Below are 13,697 nucleotides of genomic sequence, written 5' to 3'. Positions count from 1 at the left end.
CAATTGCAACTACATGGCTGAATCTAGCGCGGGATGAGCTACTATTGCAACCTTCTTGAAATTCCCCGGATGGTGTTGCATGTCGTCGAAAGAGCCTGATGTCTGGTTCCGTTTTGTTCGGGCCCACAGGACGGTCATCCGTGAAATCGAACGGCGCCTGGCGGATGCCGGTCTGCCGCCGTATGCCTGGTACGACGCTTTGTGGGGCCTGGAAAGTGGCCCCGATGGCACCCGGCGCATGCACGAATTGGCCGATGTGCTGGCCATCGAACGCTACAACCTGACGCGCCTGGTCGACCGCCTGGAAAAGGACGGCCTGGTGGTGCGTTCGCGCTCCGACGGTGACGGGCGTGCTGCCTTTGTCTCGATCACCGACGCGGGCCGGGTATTGCGTAAAAAGATGTGGAAAATCTACGAAAGCAGCGTGGATGAATTGTTTTTGTCGCAGCTCGACAGCGAGCAACGCCGGGTTTTTGCCGAGGCATTGGAACGTACCGCGGGGCTGGCGATGGAGGCGGGCGTGCAGACCCGCGGGCGACGTAAGACCTGAAGCAAAGACTCCAGGCGACGCGGATTCCGTGTGGGAGCGGGCTTGCTCGCGAAAGCGGTGTGTCAGCAACAGTAATATCAACAGGCACACCGTCTTCGCGAGCAAGCCCGCTCCCACATTTGATCTGCGATGGATTGCAGATCGTCATTTCAGGTGATATCGATTCAGGGCGGTCTCCACCTGTTCTGCTTCGATCCAGCCGTCATCCGCCAACGCCTTCAATGCCAGCACCGCTACCCAATATCGACTGGGTGCTGACGTTTCCACGGAGCCCGCACCCAATGCTACAAAACGCGCATCCACATGCCCCGCCAATTGATCGACGATAGGCTGCGGATACCCGGTGACCGCGACCACCGGCGCGCCATCCCCAGCCAGGCAATCCCTTAGATGACAACTGCGCTTCGGTTCCAACGGGTGCAGGCGGTTCCAGCGTTGCGCTGCATCCGCTTCGCGGGCCAGCCGTGTATAGCTGGGGCAACTCCACAGTTGCGCCTCGACGTTCCAATCCGTCTCGAGCAACTGCGCGGCGTGCACGACTTCTTCAAACGCTCGACCCGCACCCAGCAACCGCACCCTCAATTCACTCGTGTATGAGCGCCGGACCCGGTACATGCCCCTGAGCGCATGGTCACTATCCTGCGGGCTCAGCCCTGGCCCTTCGTGTTGATCGTGCAGTGCCAGGTAGTAGAACCCCGGCTCGCCGTCGACATAAAGCGCCTGCAAACCCGCCAGCACAATCGCCCGGGCTTCCTCGCCGGAGGCCGGGTCATAAGGTGTGCAGTGAGGATTGCTGGCCAGCCATAAGGGCAGTGAAGGGGAGGGCTGGGTTGCATTGTCGTTGCACAGGATGCCCCGCTGACGGGTCTCGCCGGACAGCGCGCGCAACTGCGCCGATGATGCGGCCGTGTGCAGGTACAGCATGGGTTTTTCCCCGGTATTGCGCGCGAACCAGGTGGGCCAGCTCACCACTCGGCGTGAGCGCGACTGGCCGCGAATCACCCACGCCTGCCGGCTGGACTCCAGGGTGTTGGCCATGGTCATCACGCTATACAGGGGCGAGCAGCGGGGCTGCTGCGTTGCATTCAGGGCGTCGATGCAGATCAGGGCAGAGCGTTCGGTGCTGGCAGTCATGAGCAGGGTCGCTTGGCAACGGGTGCCCATACCCTAAAGGAATTCGGCTTACGATTGCAATTGCAATGATTGCAGTTGCATCTAAAATTCATCCGGCTAAATCAAGGCAATCCTGCTACGTTTAATCCTGAAGTGCAGGAACGTCATGCCACGGACATTTTTTCGTCATGACGGCACTTTAGGCTGGTTGTGCAGGTCACTAAGCAACCCCTTTTCATAAAACAAGGAGTCAACCATGGACGATTACCAGGAAGAATTGCTCGAGTACCACGCCTTTGAACTGGATCCGCTGGATCCGGCCGATGATGCCACCGAGCTGTAAGACAGACGTCAGGCGGAATGCCGCTGACTGCGGCGAAATTCCCCTGGGGTCTGGCTGTTCCAGCGCTTGAACGCCCGTTGAAAGGCTTCCGCTGAAGCAAAACCGAGCAGATAGGCAATTTCACCGAACGCCAGTTCGGTATCGCGAATGTAGGTCATGGCCAGGTCGCGGCGAGTGTCGTTGAGAATCGCCCGGAACTGAGTCCCTTCTTCCGCCAGCTTGCGCCGCAAGGTCCAGGTCGGCAGTTTCAAGCGTGACGCCACTTCTTCCAGGTCGGGTTCCCGGCCACCATTGAGCATCGGCCCGAGCAAGCGGGTAATGCGCTCGCGCAGGCTGCGGGTGCGCGTCAACTGCTCCAGTTCCCGTTCACACAATTGCACCAGTAATTGCCAGGTACTCGGGCAATGTTCCGGGTTGCGCATGGCCAGGGTTTTCTGGCTCAGGCGCAGTTGGTTGTGCTCGGCGCCAAACTGGATCGGGCAGTCCCCCAGCACGCTGTAGCGCTCGCTGTAGTCCGGTGCTTCGAATTCGATTTCGATGCGTTGCGCCTGCACCGGTTGCAGGCTCAGGCTCGACAACTGATGCAGCCACCCGGCGATGATCGAATCCACCACAAAGCGGTTGTAGGCGTTGTAGGGGCTGATGGAATAGAAGCGCAACCAGGCGCCATCCGTGTCCTCGTGAAAGCTCGACTGGCCGCGATAGTTGGAGCCGTACAAGGCTTCGAAGCGCGTCAGGGTACGGGCGGCTTCGCGCACGGTGGGCGCCTGGGCGGCGGTGACCCCGGCGAGCCCGGCCTGGCTCAGGCGGCTGAGCTGGCCCATGCGCAGGCCCAGGCTGGCGTCGCCGGTCAACTGGATGGCCGCAAAGCCCAGGCGCATATAGCGCGGGATCGACAAGCGTGCACCCGCCTCGGCCAGGCGTGCCGGGTCAAGGCCGTATTGCAGCAGCAACGGTTGCGGGTCCAGGCCATGGCTGTGGATCGCATCGGCCAAGGTGTGGACGAAGCCCACCGACAAATCCCCAAGCCGCACCGGCTTCATTGAGTTACAGCCACACGTTCAGCAGGCGCGCGCCACGGGCATTGCCGTCGGCGAACACCTGGCCGTTGCTGCTGAGGAAGCTTTGCCCGGCGCTGCCCATGTCAAAGAACTGCCCGCGCAGGAACACGCTCATGCCGGCGGTGGCCTGGCTGATGGGTTGCTGGCTGATCAGGGTCAGGCGGTGCCAGGCTTCGCCTTCGCTGAGCTCTTCGGGCTTGAGGCTGATCTCGGCTGGCGTCGACACGCTTTTGAAGCCGCGCCACGGCTTGTCCCAGGTCTCGCGGCCAATCACGAAGGCCGGCACCGCCACCAACTGGGCGCCTTGCTCGTTGAGCTTGCGGTAGTTGTCCGGGTACCAGCTGTCGCTGCCGATCAGGATGCCCAGGCGCCCGGCCGGGGTGTCGACCACGCTGACGCTGTTTTCATCGCCCGGCTCAATAAAGCCGCGCTCGTCAAAAATCGGATACAGCTGGCGTTGCGGCTGGCCCAGCGGCAAGCCATCGCGGTCGAAGACCACACTGGTGTTGTACAGCGCGCCATGGCCGATCTGCAGCTGGCCCTGGCTGACGCTCGGGTTGGGCAGGGCAATGGAGCCGGCCACCAGGGTCACGCCGAATTCCTTGGCCAGGCCACCGAACAGCACTTGATAGTCGCGGGCCATGGCCGGGGCCTTCATGCGCAGGTAGGCGTCGTCGATGCGGTCGTCACCCTTGGCGCTGATCAAGGCCCGCAGGAACAGCAGCGGGTTGCTCGCCGACAACCAGTTCATCGCTTCCTTGAGGTTGGTGGCCTGGTACAGCTCGTTCTTTTCGCCGCTGACCATCAGCCAGGTGCCGATATGTTCCGGCAGTACCACGATGGTCTTGTCGTTGATCAGGCCCTGGTCACGGGCGTTTTGCAGATAGGCCGCCAGCTTGAGGTGCAGGCGTTCCAGGCTCTGGTAGTCGGCGGGAAACAGTTCCGGCTGGATGCCCAACAGGTTGCCGCGGTCGGCGGGCACGCCCTGGTCGACGGCCAGGTTGATCCGCAGGTCGGACAGGTAATGGCCCACGGGGCGCTCCTGGGTCCAGACCAGATAGGCGGAAACGGCGGCGACCAGGGCCATGATGAGGGTGAAGCCAAGAAGTTTACGCATGGGGCAAATGACAACGGACCGTGTGCTGGGTTTGCATTTTCTCTCAAATTTCTGGGCTGGGTACGAAAAACCGTGGTTTGGCACGAAAATCTCAAAAGCCTTGAGTGCGTGTTTTCGCCGCGGGCCGGATCTTCCAGGGTCGACAGTAACGGGTTGTGACCACAGGTGCACGCGCGCGGGTCAATGCCGTGGGATGTTACTCGTGCGCGCACCAGCTTCTGGCAGATTGTTACTTTGTGCCTCAATACCGTGCGCAAGTTCCTCGCCAAGGTTGATTCGCGCGATGGGTTCGCGGAGGGCTGGCCGCGCAACTCAGGTGTTTCAGCGCCTTACAGGCCTCTCTGTTCAACGACGCGTCGAGTTGGCAACAACCTTGCATATGCTTGTATGTACAAGTAAAGATGTGTGCGTAAGAGTCCATGAACATCCTCTTCGCACCCATCAATGTTCGCGCATTGATCGTTGAGGATTTTTTTGTGACCAAGCCTACCCAATACCGTGACGTTGAAATCCGTGCCGCACGCGGCAACACGCTGACCGCCAAAAGCTGGCTGACTGAAGCGCCGCTGCGCATGTTGATGAACAACCTCGACCCGCAGGTTGCCGAAAATCCGAAAGAACTGGTGGTGTACGGCGGTATCGGCCGTGCGGCACGTAACTGGGAATGCTACGACAAGATCGTCGAAAGCCTGACCAACCTCAACGACGACGAAACCCTGCTGGTGCAATCCGGCAAACCCGTCGGCGTGTTCAAGACCCACAGCAACGCCCCGCGCGTGCTGATCGCCAACTCCAACCTGGTGCCGCACTGGGCGAGCTGGGAGCATTTCAACGAACTGGATGCCAAGGGCCTGGCCATGTACGGCCAGATGACCGCCGGCAGCTGGATCTACATCGGCAGCCAGGGCATCGTGCAGGGCACCTACGAAACCTTCGTCGAAGCCGGTCGCCAGCACTACAACGATGACCTCAAGGGCCGTTGGGTCCTGACTGCCGGCCTCGGCGGCATGGGCGGCGCACAGCCACTGGCCGCGACCCTGGCCGGTGCCTGCTCGCTGAACATCGAATGCCAGCAGGTCAGCATCGACTTCCGCCTGAGCAGCCGCTACGTCGACGAACAAGCCACCGACCTCGACGACGCCCTGGCGCGCATCGACAAATACACCAAGGCCGGCCAGGCGATCTCCATCGCGTTGCTGGGCAACGCGGCGGAAATCCTGCCGGAGTTGGTGAAGCGCGGCGTGCGCCCGGACATGGTCACCGACCAGACCAGCGCCCACGACCCGCTCAACGGCTACCTGCCCGCCGGCTGGACCTGGGACGAATACCGCGCCCGCGCCAAGACCGAACCGGCCGAAGTGATCAAGGCCGCCAAGCAGTCGATGGCCGTGCACGTCAAGGCCATGCTCGAGTTCCAGAAACAAGGCATCCCGACGTTCGACTACGGCAACAACATCCGTCAGATGGCGCAAGAAGTGGGCGTGGAAAACGCCTTCGACTTCCCGGGTTTCGTCCCGGCCTACATCCGTCCGCTGTTCTGCCGTGGCATCGGCCCGTTCCGTTGGGCTGCGCTGTCGGGCGACCCGCAAGACATCTACAAGACCGACGCCAAAGTCAAAGAGCTGATCCCGGACGACGCGCACCTGCACAACTGGCTGGACATGGCCCGCGAGCGCATCAGCTTCCAGGGCCTGCCGGCACGTATCTGCTGGGTTGGCCTGGGCCAGCGCGCCAAGCTCGGCCTGGCATTCAACGAAATGGTGCGCAGCGGCGAGCTGTCGGCACCCATCGTGATCGGCCGCGACCACCTGGACTCCGGCTCGGTGGCCAGCCCCAACCGTGAAACCGAATCGATGCAGGACGGTTCCGACGCCGTGTCCGACTGGCCACTGCTCAACGCCTTGCTCAACACCGCCAGCGGCGCGACCTGGGTTTCGTTGCACCACGGCGGCGGCGTCGGCATGGGCTTCTCCCAGCACTCGGGCATGGTGATTGTCTGCGACGGTACCGACGAAGCCGCCGAGCGTATCGCGCGCGTGCTGCACAACGACCCGGCGACCGGCGTGATGCGTCATGCGGATGCGGGCTACCAGATCGCGATTGATTGCGCCAAGGAGCAGGGTTTGAACCTGCCGATGGTCAAGTAAACCAGGCAGCCAGTTGCACCCTTTGCTTCATGGACGTCGGGCAGGTTGAGACGGATTTCAAGGTTCCGGTGCTTTATGTGTTTTCGGTAGGAGTGACTTGATGAGTCTCATGCAGATGCTCAGTTTTGGCGACACGGGCTGGGGGATGGCCTTGCTCAAGGCCGCCCTCATGACCGTGTTGTTGACCCTTGCGGCGCTGGTGGTCGGTGCGCTGGTCGGCAGCCTGGTGGCCATGGCCAAGCTTTCCAAAAAGCGTGCCTTGCGATACCTGGGGGATGCCTATTCCATCCTGTTCCGGGGGATTCCGGAGCTGTTGGTGATCTACCTGTTCTATTTCGGCGGTGCCAGTGTGGTGACGGCCGTCAATCACTGGTTTGGCGGTGAAGGCTATGTCGATGTCCCGCCGTTCATGGTGGGGGCCATCGCCGTCGGATTGATCTCGGCGTCGTATCAGGCTGAGGTCTATCGCGGTGCCTTTATCGCGGTGGCCAAGGGTGAGCTTGAGGCAGCACTGGCGATCGGCATGAACCGCGCAACCCGGATTCGCCGGGTGCTGATCCCGCAGATCTGGCGGTACGCGCTGCCGGGCCTGGGCAACGTCTGGCAAATGAGCCTGAAAGACTCCGCGCTGATTTCGGTGATTGGCCTGGTGGAACTGATGCGCGCCAGCCAGGTGGCGGCGGGTTCCACGCGCCAGTACTTCACGTTCTACATCGTCGGCGGCGTGTGCTACCTGATTCTGACCGGGCTTTCGGGCCGTCTTTTCAATATTGCCGAAGCGCGCGTACAGCGTACGCAGCGGCGCAATCCTGCACAGTCGTGAGAAGGGACCGTTTGCCATGATCGATTTCGCCTTTCTTGCCGACACCATGCTCAAGTTGCTGGGTGCCTTGCCCATCACCCTGGCCTTGTTTTTTTCGTCCCTGACCCTGGGGTTGCTGCTGTCGCTGGGCGTGGTGTCCATGCGCGTCAGCCGCTGGCCATTCCTCAGCTACCCGGCGCGTTTCTACATCATGCTGTTTCGCGGCACGCCGCTGATGATCCAGATGTTCCTGATCTATTACGGCCTGGGGCAGTTCCCGGCGATTCGCGACAGCTTCCTGTGGGTGGTGTTGAGGTCGCCTTATGGCTGCGCCGTGGTCTCCCTGGCGCTGTGCACCGCCGGTTACACCGCTGAAATCATTCGCGGTGGCCTGCTGAGCGTGCCTCAAGGGCAGATCGAAGCGGGGCAGGCGGTAGGCATGGGGCGTTGGACCCTGCTGTGGCGAGTGATCGGCCCCGTCACCTTGCGCCAGGCGCTTCCGGCCTATTCCACCGAGGCCATCTTGCTGGTCAAGTCCACCGCGCTGGCCAGCCTGGTCACCGTGTGGGACGTCACCGGCGTGGCGCAACAAATCATCCAGCGTACCTACCGCACCATGGAAGTGTTCATTTGTGCGGCGCTGATCTACCTGATCCTGAATTTCCTGGTGGTGCGTGTGGTGGCCTGGATTGAACATCGTCTGTCGCCCCATCTGCGTGAGCGGCCGAAAGACGTGCCGGTCAAGCAAACCCCCGAACCTATTTCTCATTCTTGATTGCAGCGGAGCTTGTCATGAGTACTCAGATTCAGAGCGCCCTTACGGTAAACAACATTCACAAGGCTTTCGGTTCGGCACAGGTTCTCAAGGGGATTTCGCTGGAGGCTCACAAAGGTGACGTGATTTCCATCCTCGGTGCCAGCGGTTCGGGCAAGAGCACTTTCCTGCGTTGTATCAACCTGCTGGAAACCCCGGACGAGGGCAGTATTGTGCTCGACGGCGAAACCATCGAGCTCAAGCGCCAGCGCAACGGTCGGTTGTTGCCTGGCAGCACGCGGCAGGTGGAGACCATGCGCAGCAAGCTGGGCATGGTGTTCCAGAGTTTTAACCTGTGGTCGCATATGACGGTTTTGCAAAATGTCATCGAGGGGCCGATGCGGGTGCTCAAGCGTTCGAAGGCCGAGTGTGTGGAGGAAGCTGAGCAACTGCTGCACAAGGTGGGGCTTTATGATCGCCGTGATTATTACCCGGCGCATTTGTCGGGTGGGCAGCAGCAGCGGGTGGCGATTGCCCGGGCGTTGGCGATGAACCCGCAAGTAATGTTGTTTGATGAGCCGACTTCGGCGCTGGACCCGGAGTTGGTGGGGGAGGTGTTGCGGGTGATGCGGTCGCTGGCCGAGGAAGGGCGGACCATGTTGGTGGTGACCCATGAGATGGGGTTTGCGCGGCATGTGTCCAATCGGGTGGTGTTTATGGCCAATGGGTTGATTGATGCCCAGGGCACCCCGGCGGAGTTGTTTGAGGGGTTGCCGACGGAGCGGTTTCGGCAGTTTGTATCGAGTCATACGCAGCGTAGTGCGGAGTAGTGGTTGGGTGTTGGTTGGGTTTGGGTATATATCCGTTGCTGCGGTAACGGCCGCTTATGGTTTCGCTCTTACAGCGAGTCACTTTGCAAAAGCGGCAAAATAACCAAAGCGCTCTGCCCCGCCTGTCGGCGCCTCGCTGTGGCTCGGCGTTCCCTCACTCCGGCATTACTCCGCGGGCCGCCGCGACGGGCCATCCATGGCCCGGCGCGGCTAAACCGGCGTCCTGCCGGTTTAGCCGCTGCGCAATACCTACGTTCGGCCTCGGGCTTATTGGGTATGCGCCCGGTTAACCCACCTTGCGTGATTTTACGCGGCCTGCTGGCACAAACTTTCGCCTTTATTAGTGGTTGTGTATTATCAGGGCTGGCCGATGCTGCCAGCCGCTCGCTCCGTAAAGGAAAGGTGAAAGCATATTTTTACAAACCACATCGTATCTCTCTTGATGGTCGAGGTTTGGCAAGGCGAGCACCAAAATGCTTCGACTCCAGGAGAAATAATGTCTTCAATCCAGAAAGCCAAACAGATGGCCAAGAGCCTGCGTGCTTCGTTGGAGAAGCGCAATCAGGAAGTGTCGCACTCCGTTGCACTCGAACTGGTGGCACAGCAACTGGGCTATAAGGACTGGAACGTAGCATCAGCGATGCTTCCGGATGAGAAATCCTCAACCCGCTGTCACATTCGACAAAGCAATTCCCATATTGCGAATATTTGACGAAACCAAGGCCCGCGAGTTTTATATTGATTTTCTGGGCTTCAGCGTCGAGTTTGAGCACCGATTCGAAGCGGATCTACCGCTGTATTTAGGGATCAATCGAAACGGGTTACAGCTCCACTTGTCCGAACATCATGGTGATGCCAGTCCAGGGTCGACGATATTTGTTCCGATGCAAAATATCGAAATGCTTCGTGATGAGCTACTTGGCAAACGGTATGGATACGGTCGTCCGGATATTGTCCAGCAGGGGTGGGGGCAGGTTCTGGAGGTTTATGACCCTTTCGGTAATCGGATAAGATTCTGCCAAAGCTGAATCCGCTGGACGCTAGATTGGATCTGATCCGTCTCGGATCCTATAGCTAGCGGAATAGCGCCTACCTAAATCCACTTACGTGGTTAGGTAGGCGTCCACCAATGTGGCAACAACTGATCAACCTCACTCGCCCGTTGCGTCGGCAGGCGTGTAAGAACATCCTTCAGGTATGCATATGGATCATGCCCATTGAGCCGCGCAGACTGGATCAAACTCATGATCGCTGCGGCACGTTTGCCACTGCGTAGCGAGCCTGCGAACAACCAATTCGAGCGGCCAAGAGCCCACGGCCGGCTTAGGTTCTCGATTTGATTGTTGTCGATGGGCACAGCACCATCTTCCAGGTAGCGCGTCAGCGCTATCCAGCGTTTGAGGCTGTAATCCAGAGCCTTGGCCGTAGCCGAACCCTCGGGCACAAGTTCGCGTTGGGCCAGCATCCACTTATGCAGTTTTTCGGCGATGGGCACCGCTGTTTCCTGGCGTAATCGCCAGCGATCTTCGTCGCTCATTTCCTTGGCGTTTCGCTCGACTTCGTACAGTCCGCCAATCGAGTGAAGAGCCTGTTCCGCCAACTGGCTTTTATTGGCGATATGCAAATCGAAGAACTTGCGGCGCGCATGGGCCATGCAGCCGATTTCGGTGATGCCCAGCTCGAAGCTGGCCTTGTAGCCGGCGAAGTCGTCACAAACCAGCTTGCCGTTCCAGGTGCCCAGGAAGTTACGCGCATGTTCGCCGGCACGGCTGGGGCTGAAGTCGTAGACCACGGCTTTGAGTGCCGAAAACGGCGTCGTGCTGTAGGCCCAGACATAGGCGCGGTGGGTTTTCTTCTCGCCGGGCGCCAGCATTTTTACCGGCGTTTCATCGGCGTGAACCACGCGCTGGGCCAGCACCACTTCGCGCAGCGCATCGACCAGGGGCTGAAGCTGCACTCCAGTTTGGCCCACCCACTGCGCCAGTGTCGAACGCGGGATGGCTAGACCGGCACGACCGAAGATCTTTTCCTGTCGATACAGCGGCAGGTGGTCGGCGAACTTGGCCACCATCACGTGGGCCAGCAGGCCCGCCTTGGGGATACCCTTGTCGATTACCTGCGGCGGCACCGGCGCCTGGATCAGCGTTTCGCATTGGCGGCAGGCCCATTTCCCACGAACGTGCTGTTCGACAGTGAACACCCCCGGCGTGTAGTCCAGCTTCTCACTGACATCTTCGCCGATGCGCTGAAGTTGGCAGCCGCAGGTGCATTGGGTGTTGTCTGGCTCGTAATGGATCACGGTACGCGGGAACTGCGGCGGTAACGGTGCACGCTTGGGTTGCTGGCGTGGTTCTGTCTGCGCAGGTGCAGGACGAAGTGCTCTTAACTCCGCCTCGATGGCTTCTAGGTCGGTATTGAGCAGGTCATCGAGCAAGCTGCCTTGCGCCGGGCTGATCTGCTCGCTGCGCTTGGCGAACTTGTGGCGTTTGAGAATGGCGATTTCGTGAGTGAGTTGCTCGATGATCGTCTCATCACGATGAATCTTTCTGTCCTGCGTGTCGATCTTGGACATCAACTGCGCAGCCAGTGCGCGCAGTTGTTCAGGAGTCATTTGGTCTAGATCGGGCAAGGAAGTCATGCCGTGGATTTTACCAAAGCAGCCCGAGTGCTACAGCTGAAAGGAGCGTTTAAAGCAATGTGATTGCGCCGCCCGCACCGACTCGTTGCCAGGGCAATCCAAGTACCAGTGCCTGAAGTTGTTCGGGGTCGAGTTCGACCTCCATCCCACGATGGATGCCTGGCCAATGAAACTTACCTTGGTTCAAGCGCCGCGCCGCCAGCCAGATACCGACGCCGTCGTGCACCAGGACTTTCATCCGGTTCGCCCGGCGGTTGGCAAAGAGGTAAGCGCAGTGCGGCATCGCCGCACCGAACACCGCGACCACTCTGGCCAACGCGGTCTCAGTGCCGGCGCGCATGTCCATGGGCTCGGTGGCGAGCCAGATGGCATCGACACGAATCATTGGGCCAGGCCACGAATAAAACACGCGCAGCCGTCCGGATCCGAGGCTGGCCACTTTACGGTGATGGATTTATCACCCAGAGGCAGCGAGATGGTGACCATCTCTTCTGTTGCTCGCCTTGGTATCACTTTTACTGGAACGAAAGCCGGCAAGGTTGCAGGCGATTGATCCCGGTAAGCAGGTAGCCACTTGCGGATCACGTTAGCGTTGATGCCGTGATGGATGGCCACGCTGGAAATCGTCGCTCCGGGTTGCAGACATTCCTGGACGACCTGGGCTTTGAATGGTTTGGGGTAAGAGCTTCGTTGGCGCATGAAAGTCCTAGCGATAAGGGCGATGGTGTCCGCTTAAAAATACGCGGACACCATCGCCCTTAATGCTGGAGTTCGGTAGGTGACTTGGCCGCACGGTTACCTTATTGGGGCAGTCAGAGCAAGATCAAAAGCAAGAGCACGGCGGCCTGAGAGCCGACCTGAGTGTTAAAAGCAAAGGCAAGATCCAGAGCGAAAGCAGAGCTGCTCTTCTGTAGGAGCTGGCTTGCCGGCGATGCAGACACCTCGGTGCATCAGGCACACCCAGTTGATGCCATCGCCGGCAAGCCAGCTCCTACAGTGGACCGTGCCCGCTGTAGCTTTTGATTTGGCTTTTAAACACTCAAGCCGGGCGGTAGGCCGCTGTGCTGTTGATCTGCTTTTGATTTTGATCTTAGGCGCCCCGTTAAACCACGCTGGCCGAACGCAGGCTTTGGAGCGTGGGTAACCCGGCAGGACGCCGGGTTAGCCGTCCTGGGCCAGGGATGGCCCATGACGGCGGCCCACGCTCCAAAGCCGGAGTGAGGGCACACCGAGCCTAGGCGAGGTGCCGAGTGGTGGGGCAAGAGCGTTTTGCTTACTTTTGCGCTGTTCAAAAGTGAGCCGCTGTAAGAGCGGAACCAATCTCAGCCATCACCCAAATAACGGATATGCCCCCACCCCAACCAGGAACGCCTCAGGACTTAGGCGTCAAATCCACCTTGAACCATTTTTCGCTGAGTTTCTTAACAGTCCCATCAGCAATCGCTTCTTTCAACGCCGCATCAAACTTGGCCTTCAACTCCGGATCGCTCTTGCGAAAACCCAGGCCCTCGCCATCACCCCAGATAGGGCCCTTGATCTGCGGCCCGGTATACGCCAGCCCCTTGTTCTCAGGCTTGGACATGATCGAATCAAGGAACGTAACGTCATCAAAAATCGCGTCAATACGGCCCGATTGCAGATCAAGAATCGCATCGGCCGACGTGTTGTACTCACGAATCGTCGCCACGTCCTTGAAGTTCTCATCAATGAACTTGGTGTAAATGATGCCTGAAGCGATCCCGATGGTTTTACCCTTCAGCGCCTGACGCAACGGCTCGATCGCATCGTGAATCGCCTTCGGATCAGCACTCAGCGTAATCGCATTCGCCGCCCCGGTTTTACCCGGCAGCAACGCCGCATCCTGCGCAACAAAGTTGGCCGGCGTCTGCGCGTAGGGAATCGAAAAATCCATGACCTGCTTACGGTCGTCAGTGATAACGATCGCATCCATCAACACATCAAACTTCCCTGCGTTGAGACTGGCAATCATGCCATCCCAGTTCTGCACGGTGATCTTGCACTGCAGCTTCATCTTGGCGCACAGGTAGTCCATCAGCTCAGGCTCGAAACCACTGATCTTCCCGCCTGGCAATGTCAGGTTCCAGGGCTCGTACGCGCCCTCGGTCGCGATGTTCACGGACGTCCAGTCCTTTGCCTGCAGTCCGGAAGCACTTGCCATCACTAGGGTCGCTACAGCAACAGAGCCTAACCAATTCGATTTTTTAGCGGTCATTTCTATTTCCTACCAATGTTTTGATGTGGGCTTAGGACTTTTTTCTCGAACGCATACAGGTTTGGGGACTGGCCGATTCGCTCTCCAGTCTGCACATGACTCCACATGT

12 protein-coding genes and 1 pseudogene are annotated in these 13,697 nt (G+C 59.5%); 6 read left to right on the top strand and 7 right to left on the bottom strand.

From position 1 onward, the window contains the following. Positions 1–79 precede the first annotated feature (79 nt). Positions 80–550, top strand: coding sequence for a MarR family winged helix-turn-helix transcriptional regulator (locus tag QF039_RS18000; protein WP_003207868.1), 471 nt, complete (start codon positions 80–82; stop codon positions 548–550). Positions 551–694: 144 nt separating this feature from the next. Here QF039_RS18000 and QF039_RS17995 read toward each other — a convergent pair whose 3' ends face one another. From QF039_RS17995 to QF039_RS17985, 3 genes are all read right to left on the bottom strand, one after another. Then, positions 695–1,714 carry a pyruvate dehydrogenase gene (locus tag QF039_RS17995; RefSeq protein ID WP_177050485.1) on the bottom strand — a complete coding sequence of 340 codons (1,020 nt, stop codon included), beginning with the start codon at positions 1,712–1,714 and terminating at the stop codon, positions 695–697. Positions 1,715–2,014: 300 nt separating this feature from the next. Then, the gene (locus QF039_RS17990) at positions 2,015–3,049 is read right to left on the bottom strand and encodes an AraC family transcriptional regulator (protein ID WP_177022251.1); all 1,035 of its coding nucleotides are present in this window, start codon (positions 3,047–3,049) and stop codon (positions 2,015–2,017) included. 4 nt (positions 3,050–3,053) lie between these two features. Next, positions 3,054–4,184 carry a carbon-nitrogen hydrolase family protein gene (locus QF039_RS17985; RefSeq protein ID WP_003207875.1) on the bottom strand — a complete coding sequence of 377 codons (1,131 nt, stop codon included), beginning with the start codon at positions 4,182–4,184 and terminating at the stop codon, positions 3,054–3,056. A 476-nt stretch (positions 4,185–4,660) separates the two neighbouring features. Here QF039_RS17985 and hutU point away from each other — a divergent pair, with 476 nt between their 5' ends. The 5 genes and pseudogenes from hutU to QF039_RS17960 all read left to right on the top strand — a co-directional run bounded on the left by hutU (position 4,661) and on the right by QF039_RS17960 (position 9,745). Next, positions 4,661–6,331 carry a urocanate hydratase gene (hutU, locus tag QF039_RS17980; protein ID WP_008431964.1) on the top strand — a complete coding sequence of 557 codons (1,671 nt, stop codon included), beginning with the start codon at positions 4,661–4,663 and terminating at the stop codon, positions 6,329–6,331. Positions 6,332–6,431: 100 nt separating this feature from the next. Then, positions 6,432–7,154: an ABC transporter permease gene (locus QF039_RS17975; RefSeq protein WP_003220032.1), complete on the top strand. Its 723-nt coding sequence runs from the start codon at positions 6,432–6,434 to the stop codon at positions 7,152–7,154. Positions 7,155–7,170: 16 nt separating this feature from the next. Beyond that, on the top strand, positions 7,171–7,908 hold the full coding sequence (locus tag QF039_RS17970; protein ID WP_003220033.1) for an ABC transporter permease: 738 nt from the start codon (positions 7,171–7,173) through the stop codon (positions 7,906–7,908). A 17-nt stretch (positions 7,909–7,925) separates the two neighbouring features. Continuing rightward, positions 7,926–8,717, top strand: coding sequence for an ABC transporter ATP-binding protein (locus QF039_RS17965; RefSeq protein WP_003220035.1), 792 nt, complete (start codon positions 7,926–7,928; stop codon positions 8,715–8,717). 496 nt (positions 8,718–9,213) lie between these two features. Further along, positions 9,214–9,745 (top strand): annotated as a pseudogene (locus QF039_RS17960) (glyoxalase superfamily protein). An 83-nt stretch (positions 9,746–9,828) separates the two neighbouring features. Here the strand turns inward: QF039_RS17960 and QF039_RS17955 are convergent. From QF039_RS17955 to QF039_RS17940, 4 genes are all read right to left on the bottom strand, one after another. Then, complete coding sequence (locus QF039_RS17955; RefSeq protein WP_307519840.1) at positions 9,829–11,355, bottom strand: IS66 family transposase; 1,527 nt, start codon at positions 11,353–11,355, stop codon at positions 9,829–9,831. Positions 11,356–11,404: 49 nt separating this feature from the next. Then, positions 11,405–11,740, bottom strand: a complete 336-nt coding sequence (gene tnpB, locus QF039_RS17950; protein ID WP_307519838.1) for an IS66 family insertion sequence element accessory protein TnpB — start codon at positions 11,738–11,740, stop codon at positions 11,405–11,407. After that, positions 11,737–12,054: a transposase gene (locus QF039_RS17945; RefSeq protein WP_307519836.1), complete on the bottom strand. Its 318-nt coding sequence runs from the start codon at positions 12,052–12,054 to the stop codon at positions 11,737–11,739. The genes tnpB and QF039_RS17945 overlap by 4 nt, the downstream gene beginning before the upstream one ends. Before the next feature lie 673 nt (positions 12,055–12,727). Further along, entirely contained in the window at positions 12,728–13,492 is a 765-nt protein-coding gene (locus QF039_RS17940; protein ID WP_003212408.1) for a transporter substrate-binding domain-containing protein, read from the bottom strand. Positions 13,493–13,697: the final 205 nt, after the last annotated feature.

Source organism: Pseudomonas sp. W2I6, from assembly GCF_030815935.1.
Classification (GTDB): Bacteria; Pseudomonadota; Gammaproteobacteria; order Pseudomonadales; family Pseudomonadaceae; genus Aquipseudomonas.
The sequence above is the reverse complement of the archived record's forward strand: the minus strand, read 5'-3'. Positions and strand labels throughout refer to the sequence as shown.

What these genes read in the sequence shown, in the direction of transcription:
- QF039_RS18000 (WP_003207868.1), top strand. Translation starts at nt 80, where the DNA reads ATGTCGTCGAAAGAGCCTGATGTCTGGTTCCGTTTTGTTCGGGCCCAC.
- QF039_RS17995 (WP_177050485.1), bottom strand. Translation starts at nt 1,714, where the DNA reads ATGGGCACCCGTTGCCAAGCGACCCTGCTCATGACTGCCAGCACCGAA.
- QF039_RS17990 (WP_177022251.1), bottom strand. Translation starts at nt 3,049, where the DNA reads ATGAAGCCGGTGCGGCTTGGGGATTTGTCGGTGGGCTTCGTCCACACC.
- QF039_RS17985 (WP_003207875.1), bottom strand. Translation starts at nt 4,184, where the DNA reads ATGCGTAAACTTCTTGGCTTCACCCTCATCATGGCCCTGGTCGCCGCC.
- QF039_RS17975 (WP_003220032.1), top strand. Translation starts at nt 6,432, where the DNA reads ATGAGTCTCATGCAGATGCTCAGTTTTGGCGACACGGGCTGGGGGATG.
- QF039_RS17970 (WP_003220033.1), top strand. Translation starts at nt 7,171, where the DNA reads ATGATCGATTTCGCCTTTCTTGCCGACACCATGCTCAAGTTGCTGGGT.
- QF039_RS17965 (WP_003220035.1), top strand. Translation starts at nt 7,926, where the DNA reads ATGAGTACTCAGATTCAGAGCGCCCTTACGGTAAACAACATTCACAAG.
- QF039_RS17955 (WP_307519840.1), bottom strand. Translation starts at nt 11,355, where the DNA reads ATGACTTCCTTGCCCGATCTAGACCAAATGACTCCTGAACAACTGCGC.
- tnpB (WP_307519838.1), bottom strand. Translation starts at nt 11,740, where the DNA reads ATGATTCGTGTCGATGCCATCTGGCTCGCCACCGAGCCCATGGACATG.
- QF039_RS17945 (WP_307519836.1), bottom strand. Translation starts at nt 12,054, where the DNA reads ATGCGCCAACGAAGCTCTTACCCCAAACCATTCAAAGCCCAGGTCGTC.